Origin of the sequence: Paraburkholderia sp. (genome assembly GCF_026225065.1) — a bacterium.
Classification (GTDB): Bacteria; Pseudomonadota; Gammaproteobacteria; order Burkholderiales; family Burkholderiaceae; genus Paraburkholderia.
On record NZ_JAMFSB010000014.1, the window covers coordinates 1 to 22816 of the forward strand.

22 protein-coding genes are annotated in these 22816 nt (G+C 61.7%); 9 read left to right on the plus strand and 13 right to left on the minus strand.

Going from position 1 to position 22816, the window contains the following annotated elements; genetic code table 11:
- Positions 1-97: 97 nt before the first annotated feature.
- Positions 98-1297 (minus strand): amino acid aminotransferase, encoded by a 1200-nt coding sequence (locus M0954_RS00630; RefSeq protein WP_133891287.1) that lies wholly within the window; start codon positions 1295-1297, stop codon positions 98-100.
- 352 nt (positions 1298-1649) lie between these two features.
- On the opposite strand from M0954_RS00630, the gene uvrB reads away from it, so the two are divergent.
- The 5 genes from uvrB to M0954_RS00655 all read left to right on the plus strand — a co-directional run bounded on the left by uvrB (position 1650) and on the right by M0954_RS00655 (position 7410).
- Entirely contained in the window at positions 1650-3743 is a 2094-nt protein-coding gene (gene uvrB, locus M0954_RS00635; RefSeq protein ID WP_122154120.1) for an excinuclease ABC subunit UvrB, read from the plus strand.
- Between the two features lie 413 nt (positions 3744-4156).
- On the plus strand, positions 4157-4705 hold the full coding sequence (locus M0954_RS00640) for an iron transporter (RefSeq protein ID WP_122154121.1): 549 nt from the start codon (positions 4157-4159) through the stop codon (positions 4703-4705).
- 30 nt (positions 4706-4735) lie between these two features.
- Positions 4736-5068, plus strand: a complete 333-nt coding sequence (locus M0954_RS00645) for a cupredoxin domain-containing protein (RefSeq protein WP_122154122.1) — start codon at positions 4736-4738, stop codon at positions 5066-5068.
- Positions 5069-5125: 57 nt separating this feature from the next.
- Positions 5126-5971, plus strand: coding sequence for an FTR1 family protein (locus M0954_RS00650; protein WP_297351081.1), 846 nt, complete (start codon positions 5126-5128; stop codon positions 5969-5971).
- An 83-nt stretch (positions 5972-6054) separates the two neighbouring features.
- The gene (locus tag M0954_RS00655) at positions 6055-7410 is read left to right on the plus strand and encodes a 4Fe-4S binding protein (RefSeq protein WP_297351098.1); all 1356 of its coding nucleotides are present in this window, start codon (positions 6055-6057) and stop codon (positions 7408-7410) included.
- A 303-nt stretch (positions 7411-7713) separates the two neighbouring features.
- Here M0954_RS00655 and M0954_RS00660 read toward each other — a convergent pair whose 3' ends face one another.
- From M0954_RS00660 to M0954_RS00675, 4 genes are all read right to left on the minus strand, one after another.
- Entirely contained in the window at positions 7714-7980 is a 267-nt protein-coding gene (locus tag M0954_RS00660; RefSeq protein ID WP_297351083.1) for a hemin uptake protein HemP, read from the minus strand.
- Positions 7981-8149: 169 nt separating this feature from the next.
- The gene (locus tag M0954_RS00665; protein ID WP_122154126.1) at positions 8150-8632 is read right to left on the minus strand and encodes an SRPBCC family protein; all 483 of its coding nucleotides are present in this window, start codon (positions 8630-8632) and stop codon (positions 8150-8152) included.
- 52 nt (positions 8633-8684) lie between these two features.
- The gene (locus M0954_RS00670) at positions 8685-9083 is read right to left on the minus strand and encodes an OsmC family protein (protein ID WP_123384443.1); all 399 of its coding nucleotides are present in this window, start codon (positions 9081-9083) and stop codon (positions 8685-8687) included.
- Between the two features lie 212 nt (positions 9084-9295).
- Positions 9296-10168, minus strand: a complete 873-nt coding sequence (locus tag M0954_RS00675; protein WP_123384441.1) for a pirin family protein — start codon at positions 10166-10168, stop codon at positions 9296-9298.
- A 123-nt stretch (positions 10169-10291) separates the two neighbouring features.
- Here M0954_RS00675 and M0954_RS00680 point away from each other — a divergent pair, with 123 nt between their 5' ends.
- Positions 10292-11299 (plus strand): LysR family transcriptional regulator, encoded by a 1008-nt coding sequence (locus M0954_RS00680; protein WP_122154129.1) that lies wholly within the window; start codon positions 10292-10294, stop codon positions 11297-11299.
- Between the two features lie 350 nt (positions 11300-11649).
- Here M0954_RS00680 and M0954_RS00685 read toward each other — a convergent pair whose 3' ends face one another.
- The 8 genes from M0954_RS00685 to M0954_RS00720 form a co-directional block, all read right to left on the minus strand.
- Positions 11650-12075, minus strand: a complete 426-nt coding sequence (locus M0954_RS00685; protein ID WP_297351085.1) for a biopolymer transporter ExbD — start codon at positions 12073-12075, stop codon at positions 11650-11652.
- Between the two features lie 16 nt (positions 12076-12091).
- Positions 12092-12823 carry a MotA/TolQ/ExbB proton channel family protein gene (locus M0954_RS00690; protein ID WP_297351086.1) on the minus strand — a complete coding sequence of 244 codons (732 nt, stop codon included), beginning with the start codon at positions 12821-12823 and terminating at the stop codon, positions 12092-12094.
- A 67-nt stretch (positions 12824-12890) separates the two neighbouring features.
- Entirely contained in the window at positions 12891-13637 is a 747-nt protein-coding gene (locus M0954_RS00695; protein ID WP_123384440.1) for an energy transducer TonB, read from the minus strand.
- A 243-nt stretch (positions 13638-13880) separates the two neighbouring features.
- A complete protein-coding gene (locus M0954_RS00700; RefSeq protein WP_122154133.1) occupies positions 13881-14117 on the minus strand; it encodes a (2Fe-2S)-binding protein in 237 nt (78 codons plus the stop codon).
- Positions 14118-14300: 183 nt separating this feature from the next.
- Positions 14301-15251 carry a glutamate racemase gene (gene murI / locus M0954_RS00705; RefSeq protein ID WP_297351088.1) on the minus strand — a complete coding sequence of 317 codons (951 nt, stop codon included), beginning with the start codon at positions 15249-15251 and terminating at the stop codon, positions 14301-14303.
- A gap of 98 nt (positions 15252-15349) precedes the next feature.
- Positions 15350-15829 (minus strand): bacterioferritin, encoded by a 480-nt coding sequence (bfr, locus tag M0954_RS00710; protein ID WP_297351090.1) that lies wholly within the window; start codon positions 15827-15829, stop codon positions 15350-15352.
- Between the two features lie 204 nt (positions 15830-16033).
- Entirely contained in the window at positions 16034-17557 is a 1524-nt protein-coding gene (locus M0954_RS00715; protein WP_122154135.1) for a fumarate hydratase, read from the minus strand.
- Between the two features lie 54 nt (positions 17558-17611).
- On the minus strand, positions 17612-18214 hold the full coding sequence (locus M0954_RS00720) for a TIGR00645 family protein (RefSeq protein WP_297351092.1): 603 nt from the start codon (positions 18212-18214) through the stop codon (positions 17612-17614).
- 658 nt (positions 18215-18872) lie between these two features.
- Here M0954_RS00720 and acs point away from each other — a divergent pair.
- From acs to M0954_RS00735, 3 genes are all read left to right on the plus strand, one after another.
- Positions 18873-20855, plus strand: coding sequence for an acetate--CoA ligase (gene acs, locus M0954_RS00725; RefSeq protein ID WP_297351094.1), 1983 nt, complete (start codon positions 18873-18875; stop codon positions 20853-20855).
- A gap of 71 nt (positions 20856-20926) precedes the next feature.
- Positions 20927-21310, plus strand: a complete 384-nt coding sequence (locus M0954_RS00730) for a DUF4212 domain-containing protein (RefSeq protein ID WP_122154137.1) — start codon at positions 20927-20929, stop codon at positions 21308-21310.
- A 4-nt stretch (positions 21311-21314) separates the two neighbouring features.
- Positions 21315-22816 (plus strand): VC_2705 family sodium/solute symporter (locus M0954_RS00735; protein WP_297351096.1); only part of this gene is annotated, 1502 nt, incomplete at its 3' end.

Below are 22816 nucleotides of genomic sequence, written 5' to 3' on the forward strand. Positions count from 1 at the left end.
AACGCCGCCCGCGGATGATGGGCGCCGTTTATTATTTGCCCAGACAACCCGAGCAGATAGCCGGCTGCGCTGGAACGCGCCGCTCTTCCTCAAAAAATTACTTCAGAACATGAGCGATCGCGCCAGCGACAGCATCGAGGTTGCGCGTATTCAGCGCAGCCACGCAGATGCGGCCCGTGCTCACGGCATAGATGCCGAATTCTTCACGCAGACGGTCCACTTGCGCCGACGTCAGCCCCGAGTACGAGAACATGCCGCGTTGCGCGTTCACGAAGCTGAAGTCGCGATCCACGCCGCTTGCCTTCAGACGTTCGACCAGACCGTTACGCATCGCACGAATGCGGTCGCGCATCTCGGCGAGTTCCGTTTCCCACGTGGCGCGCAGTTCCGGCGAAGCGAGCACGGCTGCGACAACCGAGCCGCCGTGCGTGGGCGGGTTCGAGTAGTTCGTGCGGATCACGCGCTTCAGTTGCGAGAGCACGCGGGAGGCTTCTTCCTTGCTCGCCGTGATGATCGACAGCGCGCCGATGCGCTCGCCATACAGAGAGAACGACTTCGAGAACGACGATGAGACGAACACATTCAGTTCAGCCAGCGCAAACAGACGCACAGCCGCAGCGTCCGATTCGATGTTGTCGCCGAAGCCCTGATAGGCGATGTCGAGGAACGGCACCAGGCCGCGCGCCTTGACGACTTCGACGATCTGCTGCCATTGGGCCGCGCTCAGGTCGACGCCGGTCGGATTGTGGCAGCACGCATGCAGCACGACGACCGTGCCAGCCGCATAGCCGTTCAGGGCGCTCAGCATGCCTTCGAAGTTCACGCCGTTGGTTTTCGCGTCGAAGTACGGATACGACACGACTTCAAAGCCGGCGCTTTCGAACAGCGCACGGTGGTTTTCCCAGCTCGGATCGCTGATCGCAACCTTGGCGGCGGGGTCCAGGCGCTTAAGGAAGTCGGCGCCGATCTTCAATGCGCCCGTGCCGCCCAATGCTTGCGCGGTGACCACGCGGCCCGCAGCGATCAACGGCGAGTCGTTGCCGAGCAGCAGCGTCTGGACAGCTGCGTCGTAAGCCGCAATGCCTTCGATCGGCAGGTAGCCGCGCGGCAGCGCCGCTTCGACACGAGCCTTTTCCGCATTGCGCACGGCGCGCAGCAGCGGAATCTTGCCTTCTTCATTGAAGTACACGCCCACACCCAGGTTGACCTTGGTGGTGCGCGTATCGGCGTTGAAGGCTTCGTTCAGGCCCAGAATCGGGTCGCGGGGAGCAAGTTCGACGGCGGAGAACAGAGACATGATGGTTCGGCAGTAGTAAAAAAGAGGGACGGCAGCGGCGAGCGCAGCATGCCATTGTAGCGAATCCTGACGGGTTTTTTGGCCCATCCTGTCCACCGGGCCGGATTATTTGCTTGAAAAACAGCGCTTTGGCATCAGATTCGACAAGCCGGCGGCGCCTTGACGTCCGCGGCGCCGCCCCTGAAAAAGGGCGGCAACGTTACAGCTTGCACGACCGTCCAGACGCTTCTTCACGGCATCAGAAGCGGCTTGCATCCGTCAAGTCAAGCAAGCCATCCCTCGGTCGTCGGCTCAGCCCGCGCTCCCGCAAACCGCTAGAATAGTCCTTTGCCCAGGCCCCGGTGCCGCACACATGTCCGAACATCATCTGACTGAAGTCAACGACGCTCTCGACGAGTCGAAATTCGTGACGTTCGAAGGCTCGCCGTTCCAGCTTTACCAGCCGTACCTGCCTGCCGGCGACCAGCCCACCGCCATCGACACGCTCGTCGAAGGGGTCGAGGACGGCCTGTCGTTCCAGACGTTGCTCGGCGTAACCGGCTCCGGCAAGACCTTCACGATGGCGAACACCATCGCGCGGCTCGGCCGTCCGGCGATCGTGTTCGCCCCGAACAAGACGCTGGCGGCACAGCTTTACTCGGAGTTCCGCGAGTTTTTCCCGCGCAACGCGGTCGAGTACTTCGTCTCGTACTACGACTACTACCAGCCGGAAGCGTATGTGCCGCAGCGCGACCTGTTCATCGAGAAAGACTCGTCGATCAACGAACATATCGAGCAGATGCGGCTCTCGGCGACGAAGAGCCTGTTGGAGCGGCGTGACGTAGTGATCGTGGCGACGGTGTCGGCGATTTACGGTATCGGTAACCCGTCCGAATATCATAAGATGATTCTGACGCTGCGCACCGGCGACAAGATCGGCCAACGCGAAATCATCGCGCGGCTGATCGCCATGCAGTACAACCGCAACGAAACCGAGTTCCAGCGCGGCGCGTTCCGCGTGCGTGGTGACACGATCGACATCTTCCCGGCGGAACACGCGGAAATGGCGGTGCGTGTCGAGCTGTTCGACGACGAGATCGAAACCCTGCAGCTGTTCGACCCGTTGACGGGCCGCGTGCGTCAGAAGATTCCGCGTTTCACGGTGTATCCGTCGTCGCACTACGTTACGCCGCGCGAGACCGTGATGCGCGCGGTCGAAACGATCAAGACGGAACTGCGCGAGCGGCTCGAGTTTTTCTATAGCGACGGCAAACTGGTGGAGGCGCAGCGTCTCGAGCAGCGTACCCGTTTCGATCTGGAGATGCTGCAGGAACTGGGTTTCTGCAAAGGCATCGAAAACTACTCGCGGCACTTTTCGGGCGCCGCGCCGGGCGAACCGCCGCCGACGCTGGTCGACTATCTGCCAGGCGACGCCCTGATGCTGCTCGACGAATCGCACGTGCTGATCGGTCAGTTGAACGGTATGTACAACGGCGACAAGGCACGCAAGGAAAACCTCGTCAACTACGGTTTCCGCTTGCCCTCCGCGCTCGATAACCGACCGCTCAAGTTCAACGAGTTCGAACGCAAGATGCGCCAGGTGGTGTTCGTGTCGGCCACTCCCGCCGACTACGAGAAAAAGACGGCAGGGCAGGTGGCCGAGCAACTGGTCCGGCCAACCGGCCTCGTCGACCCCGAAATCGAGGTGCGTCCGGCGCGTACCCAGGTTGACGATGTGCTCGCCGAAATCAACGAGCGCGTCAAGGCAGGCGACCGCGTGCTGGTCACGGTGCTGACCAAGCGCATGGCCGAACAGTTGACCGAATTCCTGGCGGACCATGGCGTCAAGGTGCGTTACCTGCACAGCGACATCGATACGGTCGAGCGTGTCGAAATCATCCGCGATCTACGGCTTGGGACGTTCGACGTGCTGGTCGGGATCAACCTGCTACGCGAGGGGCTCGACATTCCGGAAGTGTCGCTGGTGGCGATTCTCGATGCAGACAAGGAAGGTTTCCTGCGCGCCGAACGCTCGCTGATCCAGACCATTGGCCGGGCCGCGCGGAACGTGAATGGCCGGGCGATCCTGTACGCGGACCGCATCACCGATTCGATGCGCCGTGCCATCGACGAAACCGAACGGCGCCGCAACAAGCAGATCGCCTTTAACCTCGAGATGGGCATCACGCCGCGCGGTGTGGTGAAGCGCATCAAGGACATCATCGACGGCGTTTATAACGTCGACGAAGCGCGTGCGGAGCTGAAGGAACAGCAACAGCGCGCCAAGTTCGAAGACATGTCCGAGAAGCAGTTGTCGAAGGAACTCAAGCGGCTCGAGAAGCAGATGATGGAGCACGCCAAGAACCTCGAATTCGAAAAGGCGGCTCAGACGCGCGATCAGCTGGGGTTGCTGCGTCAGCGGGTATTTGGCGCCAATGTGGGCGATCATCTGACGGGCACCAGCTAATAACGCCGGAAGCACCAGCCGATACCGGCTGGCGTGCCGTGCGGGGTTCAACCGCACGGCGTTCGATTTTGGCATATCGCCAAAGCATGGAATTCGCGGGTCGCGTAGGACGTTGACCCCTAATTTCTGCTGTTCCCACCCGATTCCAACCCGGGCGAAGCTATTTTGTAAGGTTGAGTCTGGCAGTCCTGTCAGAGCACCCCTCGTTTTTGATGCCTCGCGAAATCCTTACCACTAAAGGGTTTCCCGGCACCGCCATTTGTTTTTAGCTCCGGGAAATGGTAAGCTTCGTCGAATATTGTGAATGGTTCGCATTAACGTTAGTAATTATATGAAAGTTAATCGAATGATTTGCGGTGCATCGTTTTCGATCTTGGCTCTCGTCATCCCAGTCTAAAAAACAAGGAGTTTCAATGCGGGTTTCTTCATTCTTGCGCGGTGGCATGGCCGCCGTCGCCGCACTGGCAGCCATCGCGGCAACGGCCGCCGAGTATCCGATCGGCAAGCAGCAGATTCAGGGTGGCATGGAAATCGGCGCGGTCTATCTGCAGCCGATCACGATGGAACCGGAAGGCATGATGCGCAAGGCATCCGATTCGGACGTCCACCTCGAAGCCGACATCCACGCGGTCAAGAACAACCCCACCGGTTTCGCGGAAGGCGACTGGATGCCCTACCTGCAAGTGAGCTATGAGCTCACGAAGGCCGGATCCACCCAGACGCAAAAGGGCGACATGATGGCGATGGTCGCCGACGACGGTCCGCACTACGGCGACAACGTCAAACTGCAAGGCCCCGGCAAATACCACCTGAAGCTCTTCATCGCACCGCCGATGCAAATCGGCCACATGGCCTTCGGCCGTCACGTCGACAAGGAAACCGGCGTGGGTCCGTGGTTCAAGCCGTTCACGCTCGAATACGACTTCACGTACGCGGGCATCGGCAAGAAGGGCGGGTACTGATCAACGCGCGGCATTTGCCTGGAAGGGCCCATGAGAATCAACCGAAACATCGCGATCCTCGCCATGACGAGTTCGCTCGTCGGCGCCGCACATGGTGCCGACCTGCCCACGTTCAAGCTTGAAATGACGGACGGCACGCTCAATCCGGCGCGCATCGAGGTGCCGGCCGGCCAGCGCGTCAAGATTGAAGTGCGCAACTCGGGCAAGGGCGCAGCCGAGTTCGAAAGCGTCCAGTTGCGCAAGGAAAAAGTGCTGGCGCCGGGCGCGGAATCGTTTGTAGTGATTGCGCCGCTGTCGCCGGGCGAATACAAGTTTTTCGACGATTTTCACCAGCAGGCGCAGGGCGTGATCGTCGCGAAGTAGATCAGGCAGTAACGAGTGCGGGCGCCATGCGGCCGCTCAAGCAGTAGGAGAAGTTCGATGGGTCAGGTGTTGTTCATCGTGTGGCGGGAGAGCGTCGAGGCGCTGCTGGTCGTCGGTATTCTGTATGCGTGGCTGAAGAACGGCGACGACGACGCGCGCCGCGGTCTGCCGTATTTGTGGGCGGGCGTCGGTGCGGGCATTCTTGCGGCGATCGCGCTCGGAGCAGCCTTGATCGGATTCACCGAAGTCTTGTCCGGTGACGCGCAGGACTACTTTCAAACCGCGATGGTACTGGTCGCCTGCGTGCTGATCGTGCAGATGGTGCTGTGGATGAAGCGGCACGGCCGCACGCTCAAGCGCGACATGGAGCAGTCACTGCAACAGAGCACGCGCGACTCGAACTGGTGGGGCATTGCCGTGCTGGTCGCGCTCGCGATTGCGCGTGAAGGCAGCGAAACGGTCATCTTCCTGTATGGCCTCGGCTTCGGCCAGTCGGGTCACGTCGACGGCGGCCAGATGCTGGCCGTGCTGATTGGGCTCGCTCTCGCATTCCTGACGTTCTATGTATTGCAACTGGGGGGCAAGCTCTTCTCGTGGCGGCTCTTTTTCCGCGTCACCGAGATCATGCTGCTGTTTCTCGGTGCGGGCCTGTTTCAGACCGGCGTCGACAAGCTGATCGACAAGGAAATGCTGCCCACGCTCGTCGATCAACTGTGGAACACCTCGGCGCTGCTCGACGATTCGAGCGCGTTCGGCTCGCTCGTTGCCACGCTGACCGGCTATCGCGCCCATCCCGCGTTGATGAACCTGATCGCGTATGCGGTGTACTGGGGCGTCGTCTATCTGCTGGTCTGCCGCGCTAACCGGCGGCCTGCGCAGCAGACGGCGGGGCGTACAGCATGAGAGGGGCGTTGCGCCGCTCAAATCATCTCGACCACTCCAGCCACGCGAGCAGCCCAGGCCGGCTCGCAGCGGCGGGCCAGTGGATGCAGCGCCACGGCGCGCTGATTCGCGGCATCCAGTGGGTCGTCGTCGCGGTGTACGCGTTCTTGATTCTCGTGCCGGCGTTCTCGCCGTTGCCGGACGAGACGGCGCACCTGTGGAATAACCTGACGCTCGCCGCGCAGTTCGTGTTCTGGGGCATCTGGTGGCCGTTCGTGCTGCTCTCCATGGTGATGCTGGGCCGCGTATGGTGCGGGGTGCTGTGCCCCGAGGGCACGCTTGCCGAGTTCGCCAGCAAATTCGGCCGCGGTTGGGCGATTCCTCGCTGGATGCGCTGGGGCGGTTGGCCGTTTGTCGCCTTCGGCCTCACCACCATTTACGGTCAGATGGTGAGTGTCTACCAGTATCCGAAGGCGGTGTTGCTGGTGCTCGGCGGTTCGACTTTTGCCGCGATGATTATCGGCTTGCTGTATGGACGCGAGAAGCGCGTCTGGTGCAAGTATCTCTGCCCCGTCAACGGGGTTTTCGCGCTGCTGGCGCGGCTCGCACCGTTTCACTACAAGGTCGACGAGGACGCCTGGCGCCGCTCGTATAAAGAGGGCGAACACGGCCATCGCGTGATTCCGATTAACTGTGCGCCGCTGGTGCCGCTGCGCAACATGAAGGGCGCGGCGTCGTGCCATATGTGCGGCCGCTGCAGCGGACATCGTGATGCGATTGCCTTGACATGGCGCGCACCATCGTCGGAAATCGTGGAGCTTGGCGATCGGCAGGCAAGTGCCTGGGACACCGCGCTGATTCTGTATGGACTGCTCGGCATTGCGATCGGCGCGTTTCACTGGACCGTGTCGACATGGTTCGTCGGTCTGAAGATGGTCCTCGCCACCTGGCTCGTGGATCGCGATATCACCTGGCCGCTCGACACCAACCCACCATGGTTTCTCTTCACGCATTATCCTGAGCAGAACGATGTATTTTCGTGGCTCGACGGTTCGCTCGTGATTGGCTATATCGTTGCGACCGGGCTCGTCTACGGGACGATCCTGCTGGTGTTGCTGATGGGCGCATCCCGCACGCTGGGCAAGTTTGCGACGATGGCTCGGCTGCATCATCTCGCGCAGGGGCTGATTCCGCTCGCGGGTGCAGGCGTGTTTCTCGGCTTGTCGGCGACCACGCTGTCGCTATTGCGCGCCGAGCATGTCTCGCTGTGGTGGGCGACAGACCTGCGCATTGGCATTCTGGCCGTGGCCAACCTGTGGAGCGCCTGGCTCGCGTGGCTCGTCACACGCCGTTACAGTGAGCGGCTTATCCAGCGCGGCCTTGCGATGGTGTGGTTTATCACCGCACTCGCAGTTGTCGATAGTGCGTGGTGGCTGATGTTCTGGGGGTGGACGCGCTAGCGGCGCGTTGACTAACGGCGCATCGAATATCCAGTTGCATCCGCGCTTCCGCCGCAAGCGCAAAAGCCGTGGGATGTCGCCATCCACACGGCTTCTTCATACGACTCGTTCAGCAGTTGCGACAAGCGCTTTGGCGCATGTCCGCATTAAGTGGGAACCAAAAAAAATGGCGTGGCTTGCTGCGACGGCTGGCTTGGTGTGTTTGCACGAAGGGGTCTAGATCTCGCGTGCAAGCCGTCGTTGCTGGCTAATGCCCAACACCTCTCGAGGAGGTGGTCCCCACAATACCCGGTAGATACCTCGTTACTTGGTCAGAATCAGTTTGCCCAACCGCGTGGCGCGAAGCTGGTAGGTCTCGCCGTTATGGACGATGCTGACGTGACTGCGGCCTTGCAGCAGCGTCTCGCTGCGTACTGCCGGCGCGGAAGTGCTTGCGGCTGGCGTTGCCGGACTGTGTTCGGCGGACTGCCGCGGCGCGGCGGTGGTGCTGATGGCTTTCGGACGGCTGGTTAGCGCAGCCGCCGCAGGGCGGCGCAGGCTAAGCGTAGAAGAGCGTGTGAGGTCGTCCATTCGTTCCGTCGGTTTGTCGATTCGATGGGTTTATTCTAAATGATAATAGTTCCCATTTACAAGATCGGCAAATTCATCGGATTACAGTTTTGATAGCCGGGGCTGGTGCGTCCGCCTCGGGGCAGTGAGAGCAGCCTCGCCACTCCACCAGATCCAGCCCCGTTAAGCTTCAGTGCAGCGCGCCAGGCGCCTTGTTGCCCTGCACGTACTGGCGAATCAACCGCACCGTATCGATGTCCGACTCGCGGTACGCCGATTTGACGATCTCCTGCGTTTGACGCGCGTCCTTGTCGTCGGAAACGGGCAGGGTGGTGGTGTATTCGAAGCGCAGGAACAACTGCAGTTCGTCGGGCTGCTCGATGGTCATCGTGAGCGAGCCGCCCACGTGCGATTCGGTGGCGAGGATGTCGTAGCGCACGCTCTGGTCGGCAAGCAGCGTGACGCGGTCGCGCACCGTGGCCTGCCCGTAGTGTAGTTCGCGCTCGAGCGTGTCCTCGGTACGCGACAGGATCGTGCACGTGTCGAGCCCCAGCACGAACAATTGCGGCTGTTCGGCGCGCAGCACCAGTCCTTCCCACAACTGCTCGCGGGTCATGGCTTCGACGAACGGATTCAACGGGTCGTTGATCTGGATAAGGTGTTCGAAATTCAAAACGGAGGCTTCCTCTTCAAGCTAAGCGGTGCCCATGTCAGCGCGCGCCGCCTCAGGCGGCGGCAAGGCCCGTACGGATCGTGATCGGATGCGTCAGGATCTTGTGGACCGGACACGCGTTGGCGATCTGCAGCAGACGTTCGCGTTGTTCGTCGGACAGGTCGCCCTCGAGCACGACGCGCCGGTCGATCGTCGAGCCCTCGGCGCCGGTCTCGATGGATAGCGTCACACGCACGTCGGCCAGCGGCCAGCCCTTGCGCTGCGCATACATCTTCAGCGTGATCGAGGTACAGGCGCCAAGGCTCGCCAGCAGCAGTGTCACCGGGGCAGGCCCGCGGTCGCCACCGCCGAGCGATTCCGGTTCATCGGCGATCCAGGTGTGCGTGCCGTCGTCGAGAAGAACCTGAAAATTCGTCGCGCCGATGTGGGCGGTGACGGTCGACTCTGCCATGCGCGCTCCTAAACAGGGACGGGGGCGCCGCGCGGCGCAGGGGTACAGAGGTCAAGGGCGCGCGGCATGAGCCGCTATTGTGAACGAAATCGTCTGGCTTCGCGCCGCAGAGGTTATGGCAGCACGGCAGCACGGCAGCACGGCAGCACCGCGCCGGTCAGCGGGCGCGCCGCGGGCAGCCGTCGCGGCTGCCTCACGCGCAGGGGCAACGCTCAGTGCGTGATCTGCCCCATCCGCCCGGCCTGATAGTCGATCACGGCCTGGCGAATTTCGTCCTCGGTGTTCATCACAAACGGCCCGTAGCGCACCACCGGTTCCTTCAGCGGCACGCCGCCCAGCAGCAGCACATCGAGCGGTTCCTCGCCGGCGGCCAGCGTGACCGTATCGCCGTCGCTGTTGAACACAACCATCTGGCGCGGGCCGATTTCGCTGCGAGCCTCGCCGTAGAAGCCCTTGCCCGACAGCCCATAAGTGAACACACGGTAATTCGCCGGCACGGCGTGCTCGATCTTCGCGCCCGGCTGCAGCGTGAAATGCTGGTACAGGATCGGCGTGCGGGTTTCGATGGCCGCCGCGACGCCCAGCGCCTCGCCTGCGATCACCTTCACGCGCACCTGGCCGTCCGCTGAGGTCGCCACCGGAATCTTCGCCGATGGCATTTCCTGGTAGCGCGGCGCGATCATCTTGTCGCTGCGCGGCAGGTTCACCCACACCTGTAAGCCATGCACGCGGCCGCCGGTACGCAAGAATTCCGGATCCGGCATTTCGCTGTGAACGACTCCGGCGCCTGCGGTCATCCATTGCACATCGCCTGCGTTCAGCGTGCCCGAGTGGCCCGCCGAGTCCTTATGGCCGAACTGGCCCTCAAGCGCATACGTGACCGTCTCGAAACCGCGGTGCGGATGGTCTGGCGCGCCCTTGGCTTCGCCGGGCGCGTAGTCGATCGGGCCCATTTCATCGAGCAGCAGAAATGGGTCGAAGTCCATCAGCATACGGGTCGGAAACGGGCGATGGACGATAAAGCCGCCGCCTTCGGTCGTGCGAACCGCGGGATACGTGCGTTCGATCGTGCGTGTCGAGCTCATCCAAAGTCACCTTAAAAAATGGGGAATAGCACTATTTCTGAAACATAGAGCTATTATAGGGACCGTTTTTAGCGGTGCCAGCCACCCTCACGCAATGGATTGTTCTATTCATGGAACGATGAGATGAAGATCGATTCGCACAATCTGAACGACCTGATGTACTTCTCCCAAGTCGTCGAGCATGGTGGATTTTCCGCGGCCGAGCGGGTGCTGGGCATCTCGAAGTCGCGCCTGTCGCGTCGCCTGACCGAGCTGGAGGCGTCGCTCGGGGTGCGTTTGCTGCAGCGCTCCACGCGCAAGCTTGCGCTGACCGAGGCGGGGCAACTGTTCTATCAGCATTGCCAGGCGATGCTGGCGGAGGCGCAGGCGGCCGTCAACGTGGTGCAGCAGTTACGCTCATCACCGCGCGGCTCGGTGCGCGTGAGCGTGCCGGTCACCATTTCGCAGACGTTGCTGTCGCAGATCCTGCCGGAATTCATGCACCGCTACCCAGAGGTCCGGGTGGTTATGCGCGTGACCAATCGCGTCGTAGACCTGTTTGAAGATTCGATCGATGTTGCATTGCGGATCCGCTCGGAGCCGCCGGAAAACGCCAATATCGTCGTGCGGCCGTTGTGGCGCACGCAGCAGATGCTGGTTGGCGCACCGAGCCTGCTGCAGCAAAACGCGCCGCCGCTCCTGCCTTCCGACCTGAACCGCTTCGAGACACTCGATACACCCACCACCGACGGCCGACACGTGTTTCAGCTGATCTCGCCGGAAGGCACGCGGCATGTGCTTGAACACGAACCCCGTCTGGTGAGCGCCGATCTGATGACGATCCGCGAGGCCGTGCTGGCTGGTGTCGGTATTGCCGCCTTGCCCGAGATGATGTACGGCGCCGCGTTGCGCGCCGGGCAGTTGTCGCCGGTGATGCCCGGATGGACGCTGCCTGCGCCGCAACTCTATGCGGTGTTCGTTTCGCGGCAAGGCATGGTGCCCGCCGTGCGGGCGTTCGTCGACTACCTGGTTGAGATGCTGGACCCGGATACCGGCAAGCACACCATTGGCGAATGCCCGGAGGCCGCAGAAAAGCGCAAGACCGTTCGGCCGACGGTTGCGCAATCCATTGCTCAGCCTACGACCGTTTGAAGCACTGCGTCATATCGTTTGGCATTTAAGCGCCGTCTGTGATGAGTACTTTCAATGGGCCTTTGCTTGAATGCCTGGGCTGACGGGCTTATAGTGAAATCCCTCCGCTAAGGAGTTTCTTATGCGGAAACTCATGGCCGCTATCATAGCGAGCCTGATAGGGCTGATCGCGCTGTCCGTGTCGAACACGGCTGTCGCATGTGGAGTCGCTCGCTACTCATCCGATAGCAGGTGATCTCGCCGCCCGAAGGCGCCGTGTGCGCACAAAAAAAGGCCTTCATCAGACGATGAAGGCCTTTTACTTTTAGCCCCGAAAACAAGGGCTATTTTGCATTTGAACGGTGCTGGCACTAGTGCGAGTGGCTGACAGGTTGCGTCACGAAGCCGATTTTCGTGAGACCGCCGGCCTGCGCCGCGGACATGACCTGTGCCACCTTTTCATAGGCCACCTTACGATCTGCGTTCAGATGCAGTTCGGGTTGCGGGCTTGTCTTTGCGGCCTGTTCGATTTTCGCGCGCAACTCGTCGTCGCTGACCTTCTGCTCATCCCACAGCACCGTGCCGTCGGCTTCCACGGACACGTTCACCTGCACCGGCTTGGTTTCTTCTTTCTGGCTGCTTGCATGCGGCAGATCGACTTTCACGGCGTGACGGATCACCGGAATCGTCACCATGAAGACGATCAGGAGAACCAACATGACGTCGACGAGCGGCGTCATGTTGATTTCGTTCATCAGGCCATCATCGTCGTCGCTGGCGAAGGGGCTCATTCCCATCGGAGTACCTCGCTGATCAGTTGGCGCGCGTGGCGAGTCGCAGGCCGTCGCCGCGCTTGGACGACGACAGGCGCGCGCCCGTCACGAAAAACGCATGCAGGCCATGGGCGAAACGGTTCAGCTTGGTGACGAGCGCCTTATTCGCGCGGGTCAGCGCGTTATAGCCGAGCACGGCAGGAATCGCCACGAACAGGCCGAACGCAGTCATGATCAGCGCTTCGCCGACCGGGCCGGCTACCTGGTCGATCGAGCTCTGACCGCTCGCGCCGATCGCCAGCAGCGCGTGATAGATGCCCCACACCGTGCCGAACAGACCGACGAACGGCGCCGTACTGCCGATCGACGCGAGGATCGCGAGGCCGCTCTGCATGTGGGCGACGCTGTCGTCCATGGCGTCTTTGAGGCATCGCGTGATCCAGTCGGACACGTCCATGCGATCGTGCAGATGCGGTTGCGTCTGATGATGGTGATCGGCCGCTTCCTGGCCCGACAGTGCGAGCGCGAGAAACGGGTTGTCCTGCGGCGATGAGGAGCGGGAGCCCAGCTTCTGCACGCCGTCCGTGAGATCGTCGGAATGCCAGAATGCCTGTTCGGCGTTCTTCGTCAGACGCTTGAGGCGCACCACATTCCAGCCTTTGATGACGATGACGCTCCAGGACAGCACCGACATGATCAGCAACGCGAGCGCGATGCCGCGCGTCACGAAATCCCCTTGGGCCCAGACGTGGGCCAATCCGTAGTTCTGCATTGCGATTCCTTTTTTAAAATCTGCTTGAGTCGTTCGGTTACGCTCAGTTGAGTTCAGCCACCCACGCTTAGTCATTCAGACCGAATTCGTACGGCTGAGTGTAAGCAGCCCGAATCGGCACGCCGTTCTCGACATAAGGTTTGCACGTGCTCGCCCGCACGGCGGCCAACGCTGCGTCGTCGAGGCGGTCGAAGCCGCTGCTCTTTTTCAGTGCGATGTCCTCGAGATTGCCGTTCAGACCCACGACAAACCGGACATAGGCCGTACCGGCTTCGCCGCGACGCCTCGACAGCATCGGGTAATCGGGTTTGGCGATATTGCAGTCGAGATGGGTGACATTCTTCGGCGCACTGATTTCCATCGTCGGCCGGCCGATGGCCGGCGCAGCCGCGGCCGTCGGTGCCGGCGCCGCTGGGGCGGCCGGGGCAGGCGGTGCGGACGGAGCGGCGGCGGGTGCCGTCGGCGATGGCGCCGCCGCTTGCGGCAAGGGCATCGGCGTCGGTTTGAGCGTCGGAGTGGGCCGAGCCTGGACCTTCGGCTTTGCGTGCGGGACGGGCGGCGTCGGCTTGGGCGGTGGCGGGGCGATCGATTGCACGGCGGCGGGCGCGGCCACCGGCGCGGGACTCAACAACTCGGCGGTCAGGGTGCGCGACTCGATGGGGCGCACCGGCTCGTCGTGACGCCCGCTCACGATCACCGCAAGCAGTGCGACGTGAATCAGGGCGACGGCAGCGATGGCTGTAACGGAGCGGGAATTCGTACGGCTGGAAGGCGCCGGCCCGAGGCTGGCTGGGAGGGAATGCGAGGCGGGCATGTCAGCGCGGCCAGGCGCCGTCGATACCGGGTCTACGACAAGACAGCGTCATTTTCGGAATATCAGCAGCGAAATACAGAGGGTGGTCACGAAACCAATCAGCAATTCCATCTCGAACTCCTTTACGGGGTGAGCGGGTAGCTGGCTCGTACGTGTACTGGCTTGCTGACGGCAGTGGACTAAAGCGTGAAGGCGAGGCGGCCAGGACGCTTGAGGCACGGCGGGAGCGCCGTGCCGGCAGGATCAGGCGGCCTTTCGTTCGTAGAACGTGACCGGCACCGGATGCGCATGATGTTCGACCCCACAGCGGCTCGCGCAGACACCGCTTTGCGCCATGACATCGCGCACGGACTCTTCGCACTTGCCGCAGCAGGTAGCGACGCCCAGCTCGAACTGAAGTTCGTCGAACGAGTCGACACCATCCGCGATCGAGGCACGGATCTTCCGGTCGGAAACAGACTTGCACACGCAAACGATCATGGTGGGTCTAATAGCTAACGTTAATGCGAATTATTATCATTATGTTTGATGCATTTGGCAAGCGTCCTGCGGGAATTTTTGTAACAAAACCAGCCTGTTAGGAGGGATAACCTGGTTTTGGTGGGGGCGGATGAGGCGCGTGCCGGACGGCAGAGGCTTGGGATCGGGCGAAAGGTGTGCGCCTTAAGCCGCCTCGGAGTCAGCCGCGAGCGTGCGCCGCGACGGAATTACGACGCGTTCCACGGGAGCGTCGACGTGCAACAGCGTCGCAGCGAGCTGTTGCAGATGCGCACCGTCGCTGGTCGAGCAAAAACGGGGCAGATCGACCGCGGAACTCGGCGCAGCCCGCAGCCCATGCTGATCGAGAACGCGTTCCACCTGCCGGGCAATAGCAACGCTGGTGTCGATCAGTGTCATGCGCTCGCCGACGATATCGCGGATTGCCGCATCGAGAAACGGATAGTGCGTGCAGCCGAGCACCAGCGTGTCGGCCCCGGCGTCGAGCATCGGTTGCAGGTAGCTGTCGAGCAGCGCGCGCAACTCCGCTGAGCCGATATCGCAGCGTTCGATGGCCTGCACCAGTCCATGGCCAGGCTGGCAGAGAAACCGGCAGTCTGCGGCATAGCGTTCAAGCAGCGTCTGAAAGCGGTCACTGCGCAACGTCACCTGAGTGGCGAGCACGCCGGCCACCCGAGACTTCGACTGCAGGGCCGCCGGCTTGATACCCGGTTCGACGCCGATCAACGGAATCGGCAAGCGCTCGCGCACCAGCGCAATGGATTGAGCCGTCGCCGTGTTGCACGCCACCACCAGCACTTTCGCGCCCTGCTTGATGAGCCATTCCCCAATCGCGAGCGTACGGTCGGCGATGAAATCGTCGTCGCGTTCACCGTATGGCGCGTACAGCGAATCGGCCGCATAGATGACCGCTTCGTCAGGCAATTGCGTGCGCAGTGCGCGCAGCACGGACAGACCACCCAGACCCGAGTCGAATACGCCTATCGGAGCATGACCTGCATGATCCTGCGTCTTGCCGGCGGCATGAGCCTCGCTGACGGCTTGCTCAAGGCAAGCGTTGGACGATGAAGACGAGGTGGACGCAATAACGCCTGCGTCTGACGAAGCAGTGTGCATGGGTGCGGTCACGGCAGCAGAGAGGACAGAGAGGGGCACAGGGAAGGGCAAACAATCAAGCCCGCGTCATCCATCACAGGGTACGCGGGCTGCATGGCTCAGGACTCGATCGAGCCCATGCCGCTTTGTTGGTAATTCTGGATGCCGACCTTGTCGATCAGATCCAGTTGCGTTTCCAGCCAGTCAATATGTTCTTCAGTATCGTCGAGAATCTTCACGAAGATTTCGCGCGAGATGAAATCGCGTACTGATTCGCAATACACAATCGCTTCCTTGCAGGTGCTTTGCGAAATCTGTTCGAGCTTCAGGTCGCATTCGAGGATCTCTTTGGTTTCCTCGCCGATCAGCAGCTTGTGCAGGTCTTGCAGGTTCGGCAGACCGTCCAGCATGAAAATGCGTTCGATCAGCCAGTCGGCATGCTTCATTTCGCCAATCGATTCATCGTATTCATGCTTGCCGAGTTTCTCGAGGCCCCAATGCTTGTACATCCGGGCGTGCAGGAAGTATTGGTTGATCGCAGTGAGTTCGTTCTTCAACTGCGAGTTCAGACATTCGATAACCTTCTTGTCGCCTTGCATGATTTTTTCCTTGTGGGACTCTGAAATTCGATTTTTCAACAACAATAAACGCCCGCTCCAAAAAAGCCAAGGAGCGAAGCATTTTTTGATGCTTAACCCGTTGCGAGTCACGGGTCGATGATGTTGCTTGTGGCCTGCTCAACGAAAAAGCCGGGACCGTAGCCCCGGCTTTGCATCACCCGATCGCGGGTATTGAAGCGGGTTTTAAATCGTGGCGACCGGAATCTTACCGATCTTTGCCTGCCATTCCTTCGGGCCGGTCTGATGTACCGACGTGCCGTTCGAATCGACCGCTACCGTGACCGGCATATCCTGTACGTCGAACTCGTAGATGGCTTCCATGCCGAGGTCTTCGAAGGCCAGCACCTTGGCGCTGCGGATCGCTTTCGACACGAGATACGCAGCACCACCCACGGCCATCAGATACGCGGCCTTGTGCTTCTTGATGGACTCGATTGCAACCGGGCCGCGCTCGGCCTTGCCGATCATCGAAATGAGACCTGTTTGCGACAACATCATCTCGGTGAACTTGTCCATCCGCGTGGAGGTGGTGGGACCTGCCGGGCCGACCGCTTCGTCGCGCACCGGATCGACCGGGCCGACGTAATAGATCACGCGGTTGGTGAAGTCCACCGGCAGCTTTTCGCCCTTGGCGAGCATGTCGGCGATGCGCTTGTGCGCAGCGTCGCGGCCCGTCAACATCTTGCCCGACAGCAACAGCGTCTGGCCTGGCTTCCACGAAGCGACTTCGGCCTGCGTCAGCGTGTTCAGATCGACGCGCTGGCTCTTCTGCGTGTCCGGTTCCCACTGCACTTTCGGCCATGCGTCGAGCGACGGCGCTTCGAGCTTTGCGATGCCCGAGCCATCCAGTGTGAAATGTGCGTGACGGGTGGCCGCGCAGTTCGGGATGATCGCGATCGGCTTGCTTGCAGCGTGCGTCGGCGCCGCCATGATCTTGACGTCGAGCACGGTGGCGAGACCGCCAAGACCTTGCGCGCCGATCCCCAGTGCGTTGACCTTCTCGTGCAGCTCAACACGTAACTCTTCGATCCAGTCCTGTGGACCGCGTGCGATGACGTCCTGAATGTCGATCGGATCCATCAGCGATTCCTTCGCCATCAGCATCGCCTTTTCAGCGGTGCCGCCGATGCCGATGCCGAGCATGCCCGGCGGACACCAGCCGGCGCCCATGGTCGGCACGGTCTTGATGATCCAGTCGACGATCGAATCCGAAGGGTTAAGCATCGCGAACTTCGACTTGTTCTCCGAGCCGCCGCCCTTGGCTGCGACCTGTACGTCGACCTTGTCGCCCGGCACGATCTCGTAGTGGATCACGGCCGGCGTGTTGTCCTTGGTGTTCTTGCGCGCACCTTCCGGCGGGCTCACGATCGACGCACGCAGCACGTTGTCGGGGTTCAGATAACCGCGGCGTACGCCTTCGTTGATCATGTCGGTGACGCCCATCGTCGCGCCGTCCCAACGCACGTCCATGCCCACCTTCACGAACACCGTGACGATGCCGGTGTCCTGGCAGATCGGCCGCTTGCCTTCGGCGCACATGCGGCTATTGGTGAGGATCTGCGCAATCGCATCCTTCGCGGCGGGGCTCTCTTCGAGCTCGTAAGCGCGGCCGAGGGCCTGGATGTAATCGAGCGGGTGGTAGTAGCTGATGTACTGAAGCGAATCAGCAATGCTCTGAATCAGGTCTTCCTGTTTGATGACGGTCATGGCTAGCTCTGTGGGGACAATGGCGCTGTTGTACTGATCGCAAGGGCTGCGCGATCAGTCTTGCGCTTTCAGTGGAGTGGAAACAGGTTGCTCGCGAGCCGCCGGCTCGTGAAAATGCGCCGGGTGCGTATGCGTAGTCAGACGGTCGACAAGGGCCATCACGACCGCGGAGAACAGGAACGCGACGTGAATGATCACCTGCCACATGATGGTGTGTGCCGAATTCTGATCGGGGCTGATGAAGGTCTTCAGCAGATGGATCGACGAAATGCTGATCAGCGCCATGGACAGCTTCACCTTCAGCACGCCAGCGTTCACGTGATCGAGCCATTCGGGCTCATCCGGATGACCCTCGACGCCCAGGCGCGACACGAAGGTCTCATACCCGCCGATGATCACCATGATCAGCAGGTTCGAGATCATCACCACGTCGATCAGGCCGAGGACGACCAGCATGACGTTGGTTTCGTCGAGCGTCATGGATGCCGTGACCAGATGCCAGACTTCCTTGATGAACAGGATGACGTAGACGCCTTGCGCGATGATCAGACCGAGGTAAAGCGGGACCTGCAGCCAGCGGCTCATGAAGATGATGGCGGGCAGCGGGCGCATCGGGCGGCGCGTTTTACCAGCGGAGTCAGGGCGCGGAGCGGACATGGGCAAGGATCAGGGCTCAGGGCGATGAATTTGGGCGGCGCGAAATGGCGTGGCATTTCGCACAAAACCGCGGACAAACCCACGGAGAAGCTCGCGGAAAAGCAGGCGAACAAGCTCGCGGCGGCCCGCTATTGTACAGCGACACCCGGGTTTACCTGCTGGAGTCCCGCAAACGCGCAAGCCTTGCTTCAAGGTGGAACTGGAGAGGTGAGTTCAGTTAGCATTGTAAAAGGGGCGCGTACGAAGCGCTCAGCGCTCGCCCAGGAGGCCGGCCCGAGCAGGGCGGTCGGAAGAGTGCCGTCCGGGGCGCGACACCAAGGTCTGGCGTTTGCTTCCAGGGTTTGAGCCGCGTCAAGCGGCGAGCCCTCTGCGGCCCCACGCCGACGCCTAAGCGGGTAGCATCCCGCTATATGAGGCTTGCGTAAGTGGCCGGTAAGTTGCAACGTTTATCTTGGGCGATGAACGGGTCGAGCGTCGAATCGCGGGCATATTGCAGTACCGTATGCGGGTTTGCCGGTCGGCTGCGCGGAGAGTGAAGGCTTCGCGCGAGGGTTGGAGACAGGTGCTGCGGGCAAAAGCCGTGCGGCGCCACCATGACATGGCGCGCGACCGGCGCGTCAGCACAGGATTACGTTTTATCTTCACCAAGGGGTTGTCGATGTCTGCGATTGAATCGGTTCTTCAGGAACGCCGCGTTTTCCCACCCTCCGCCGAAGCCATGGCGGGCGCGACGATCTCCGGTATGGACGCGTACCGGGCGCTCGCCGCCGAAGCGGAACGCGATTACGAAGGCTTCTGGGGGCGTCTTGCGAAAGAGACGCTGAGCTGGAACAAGCCCTTCACCAAGGTGCTCGACGAGTCGAAGGCGCCGTTCTACACGTGGTTCGAGGACGGCGAACTGAACGCGTCGTATAACAGCCTGGACCGCCACGTCGAAGCCGGTAACGGCGAGCGCATCGCGATCGTCTTCGAGGCCGATGACGGCACCGTCACCAATGTCACCTATCAGGATCTGCTGCAGCGCGTGGGCCGCTTCGCCAATGCGCTGAAAAAGCGCGGTGTGAAGAAGGGCGACCGCGTGGTGATCTATATGCCCATGTCGATCGAAGGCATCGTCGCCATGCAGGCTTGCGCGCGGATCGGCGCGACGCACTCGGTGGTGTTCGGCGGCTTCTCGTCGAAGTCGCTGAACGAGCGCCTGGTCGACGTAGGCGCCGTGGCGCTGGTTACGTCTGACGAACAGATGCGCGGCGGCAAGGCATTGCCGCTGAAGAACATCGCCGACGAAGCGCTTGCGATGGGCGGTTGCGAAGCCGTCAAAAGCGTGATCGTCTACAAGCGCACCGGCGGCAAGGTTGCGTGGAACGAAGGCCGCGACCTGTGGATGCATGAACTGACGCAGGCTGAGTCCGATCAATGCGCGCCGGAGTGGGTCAGCGCCGAGCATCCGCTCTTTATCCTCTACACCTCCGGTTCGACCGGCAAGCCGAAGGGCGTGCAGCACAGCACCGGCGGCTATCTGCTGTGGGCCACGCAAACGCTGAAATGGACGTTCGACTGGAAGCCCACCGATGTGTTCTGGTGTACCGCCGACATCGGCTGGATCACCGGCCATAGCTACATCGCATATGGCCCGCTGGCGCTTGGCGGCACCCAGGTGGTGTTCGAAGGCGTGCCGACCTATCCGAACGCGGGCCGCTTCTGGGACATGATCGCGAAGCACAAGGTCTCGCTGTTCTACACGGCGCCTACCGCGATCCGCTCACTAATCAAATATGCGGAGGCCGATGCGAAGGTGCATCCAAAGAGCTACGACCTGTCGTCACTGCGCGTGATCGGCACGGTTGGCGAGCCGATCAATCCGGAAGCGTGGATGTGGTACCACGAGAACGTCGGCGGCGGGCATTGCCCGATCGTCGATACGTGGTGGCAGACGGAGACCGGCGGTCACATGATTACGCCGCTGCCGGGTGCAACGCCGCTGGTGCCGGGTTCCTGCACGCTGCCGCTGCCGGGCATCATAGCCGCGGTGGTCGACGAGACCGGCCAGGACGTGCCGAACGGGCAGGGCGGGATTCTGGTGGTCAAACGGCCGTGGCCTTCCATGCTGCGCAACGTGTGGGGCGACCCGGAGCGCTACAAGAAGAGCTACTTCCCTGAAGAGCTCGGCGGCACGCTGTATCTCGCCGGCGACGGTGCTGTGCGCGACAAGGAAACCGGCTACTTCACGATCATGGGCCGTATCGACGACGTGCTCAACGTGTCGGGCCACCGGCTCGGCACGATGGAGATCGAGTCGGCACTGGTGTCCAATCCGATCGTCGCGGAAGCGGCCGTGGTGGGGCGTCCGGACGATACGACCGGTGAAGCCGTGTGTGCCTTCGTGGTGCTGAAGCGCTCGCGTCCGGAAGGCGAGGAGGCGGTGAAGATCGCCAACGAACTGCGTGCGTGGGTCGGCAAGGAAATCGGGCCGATCGCCAAGCCGAAGGACATCCGCTTCGGCGACAACCTGCCGAAGACGCGCTCGGGCAAGATCATGCGGCGCCTGCTGCGCTCGCTGGCCAAGGGCGAGGAGATTACGCAGGACATATCGACGCTGGAGAACCCGGCGATTCTCGATCAGCTCGGCGAGTCGCTTTGAGCGTGAGCTTCTGAGGACACCGCGCGGACAACCCCGATTGCCTGCGCGGTTCCTTTTTGATACATAGGCGCATGGCCGCGCCGCATCCCCCCTCTCAATCCGCGCTTCATCCTCCTCCCGAACCGCCGCCGGTTTCGGAGGCGATGGCGCGCGCGCATCGGCGTTACTGGCGCTTCAACCTGCTGTCGATCGGCGTTTTGATGGCGCTTGGCTTTATCGTCTCGTTCGTGGTGCCGCTGGCGGCGCCTGCTCTCTCGAAGGTTCGCTTCGCCGGTTTCAGCCTGCCGTTTTATATCGGCGCACAAGGGGCGATCCTGATCTACGTGGCGTTGATCGTCGTCTACATCGTGCTGATGCAGCGGGCCGACCGCACGCTGCAACGAGCGTTCGATGCGGATGCGAAGGTCGACACCGTCGCCACGCCGGCGAGTCCCACCACAACGCGAGGAAACTGAGCCGATGACGCTCACGCATCGGCTCATCCGTTCATACGCGTTCTACACGCTGGGATTTCTCACCTTCATCTATGTGATGTGGTGCATCGAGAAGGTGACGGGACCAGGCGTATGGATCGGCTACGTGTTCCTGTTCGTGCCGATCGCCGTGTATGCGGTCATCGGACTGTTGTCGCGCACCTCGGATCTGGTGGAGTACTACGTCGCGGGCCGGCGCGTGCCGTCCGCCTTCAACGGCATGGCAACGGCGGCGGACTGGTTGTCGGCGGCGTCGTTCATCGGTCTGGCGGGTTCGATCTACGCGACTGGCTACGATGGCCTCGCGTATCTGATGGGCTGGACCGGCGGCTATTGCCTGACCGCGTTCCTGCTCGCGCCGTATGTGCGCAAGCTGGCGCGCTACACGATTCCCGATTTTCTCGGCACGCGCTTCTCAAGCAACGCGGTGCGCGGACTCGCTGCGCTGTCCGCGATCCTGTGCTCGTTCGTGTATCTGGTGGCGCAGATCCAGGGTGTGGGGCTGATTGCGACGCGCTTTATCGGCGTCGATTTTGCAGTGGGGATTTTCTGCGGACTGGCGGGCATTCTGGTGTGCTCGTTCCTCGGCGGCATGCGCGCGGTGACGTGGACGCAGGTGGCACAGTACGTCATCCTGATCTTTGCGATCCTGATTCCGGTGTCGATGATCGCGCATAAGGACGGCCTCGGCTGGGTACCGCAATTCAACTACGGACGATTGATGTCGCGCGTCGAGACCCTGGAGCGCCAGGTGCGCGACTCACCGCTGGATCAGAACGTGCGCGAGAACTACCGGATGCAGGCGGCGCAGTTGCAGACGCGGATTGACAGGCTGCCACAATCGTTCACGGACGCGAAACAGCAACTGACGCAGCAGGTGGCTGATTTGCGCCGGCATAACGGGCCGTTGCGCGACATCAATACCGGCGAGCGGGCGCTTGAATTGTTCCCGCGTGATGCGGACGCTGCGAGGATCGTGTGGACGCAACGCCGTGAGGCGTTGCTGATGCGCGCGTCATCGCCGGTGCCGATGGCCGAGCCATTTCCGGCGATCAGCGCCGAAGACCGGCAGACACACGAGCGGAATTTTTTGTCGCTGCTGCTGTGTCTGTCGCTAGGGACGGCGAGCTTGCCGCATATTCTGACGCGCTATAACACGACCACGTCGGTGGCCTCGGCGCGGCGCTCGGTCGGCTGGACGCTGTTCTTTGTCGCGCTGTTTTATTTGACCGTGCCGGTGTTATCGGTGCTGATCAAGTACGAGATCCTCGCGAATCTCGTGAACCATTCGTTCGCCGATTTGCCGCAGTGGCTGACACAGTGGTTGAGGATCGAGCCGAACCTGATCAGCGTCGCCGATACGAATCACGACGGCATCGTGCAGTGGAGCGAGATCCAGATGCAGCCTGATATGGTGGTGCTGGCTGCGCCCGAGATTGCGGGGCTGCCGTATGTGATGTCGGGCTTGATTGCGGCGGGGGCGTTGGC

Bases quoted from the DNA above. Each gene is read 5' to 3' on its own strand.
- murI (WP_297351088.1), bottom strand. From the start codon at position 15,251: ATGCACACTGCTTCGTCAGACGCAGGCGTTATTGCGTCCACCTCGTCT.
- M0954_RS00690 (WP_297351086.1), bottom strand. From the start codon at position 12,823: ATGCAGAACTACGGATTGGCCCACGTCTGGGCCCAAGGGGATTTCGTG.
- M0954_RS00655 (WP_297351098.1), top strand. From the start codon at position 6,055: ATGCAGCGCCACGGCGCGCTGATTCGCGGCATCCAGTGGGTCGTCGTC.
- acs (WP_297351094.1), top strand. From the start codon at position 18,873: ATGTCTGCGATTGAATCGGTTCTTCAGGAACGCCGCGTTTTCCCACCC.
- uvrB (WP_122154120.1), top strand. From the start codon at position 1,650: ATGTCCGAACATCATCTGACTGAAGTCAACGACGCTCTCGACGAGTCG.
- M0954_RS00715 (WP_122154135.1), bottom strand. From the start codon at position 17,557: ATGACCGTCATCAAACAGGAAGACCTGATTCAGAGCATTGCTGATTCG.
- M0954_RS00680 (WP_122154129.1), top strand. From the start codon at position 10,292: ATGAAGATCGATTCGCACAATCTGAACGACCTGATGTACTTCTCCCAA.
- M0954_RS00730 (WP_122154137.1), top strand. From the start codon at position 20,927: ATGGCCGCGCCGCATCCCCCCTCTCAATCCGCGCTTCATCCTCCTCCC.
- M0954_RS00675 (WP_123384441.1), bottom strand. From the start codon at position 10,168: ATGAGCTCGACACGCACGATCGAACGCACGTATCCCGCGGTTCGCACG.
- M0954_RS00630 (WP_133891287.1), bottom strand. From the start codon at position 1,297: ATGTCTCTGTTCTCCGCCGTCGAACTTGCTCCCCGCGACCCGATTCTG.
- bfr (WP_297351090.1), bottom strand. From the start codon at position 15,829: ATGCAAGGCGACAAGAAGGTTATCGAATGTCTGAACTCGCAGTTGAAG.
- M0954_RS00660 (WP_297351083.1), bottom strand. From the start codon at position 7,980: ATGGACGACCTCACACGCTCTTCTACGCTTAGCCTGCGCCGCCCTGCG.
- M0954_RS00700 (WP_122154133.1), bottom strand. From the start codon at position 14,117: ATGATCGTTTGCGTGTGCAAGTCTGTTTCCGACCGGAAGATCCGTGCC.
- M0954_RS00640 (WP_122154121.1), top strand. From the start codon at position 4,157: ATGCGGGTTTCTTCATTCTTGCGCGGTGGCATGGCCGCCGTCGCCGCA.
- M0954_RS00695 (WP_123384440.1), bottom strand. From the start codon at position 13,637: ATGCCCGCCTCGCATTCCCTCCCAGCCAGCCTCGGGCCGGCGCCTTCC.
- M0954_RS00650 (WP_297351081.1), top strand. From the start codon at position 5,126: ATGGGTCAGGTGTTGTTCATCGTGTGGCGGGAGAGCGTCGAGGCGCTG.
- M0954_RS00645 (WP_122154122.1), top strand. From the start codon at position 4,736: ATGAGAATCAACCGAAACATCGCGATCCTCGCCATGACGAGTTCGCTC.
- M0954_RS00685 (WP_297351085.1), bottom strand. From the start codon at position 12,075: ATGGGAATGAGCCCCTTCGCCAGCGACGACGATGATGGCCTGATGAAC.
- M0954_RS00720 (WP_297351092.1), bottom strand. From the start codon at position 18,214: ATGTCCGCTCCGCGCCCTGACTCCGCTGGTAAAACGCGCCGCCCGATG.
- M0954_RS00670 (WP_123384443.1), bottom strand. From the start codon at position 9,083: ATGGCAGAGTCGACCGTCACCGCCCACATCGGCGCGACGAATTTTCAG.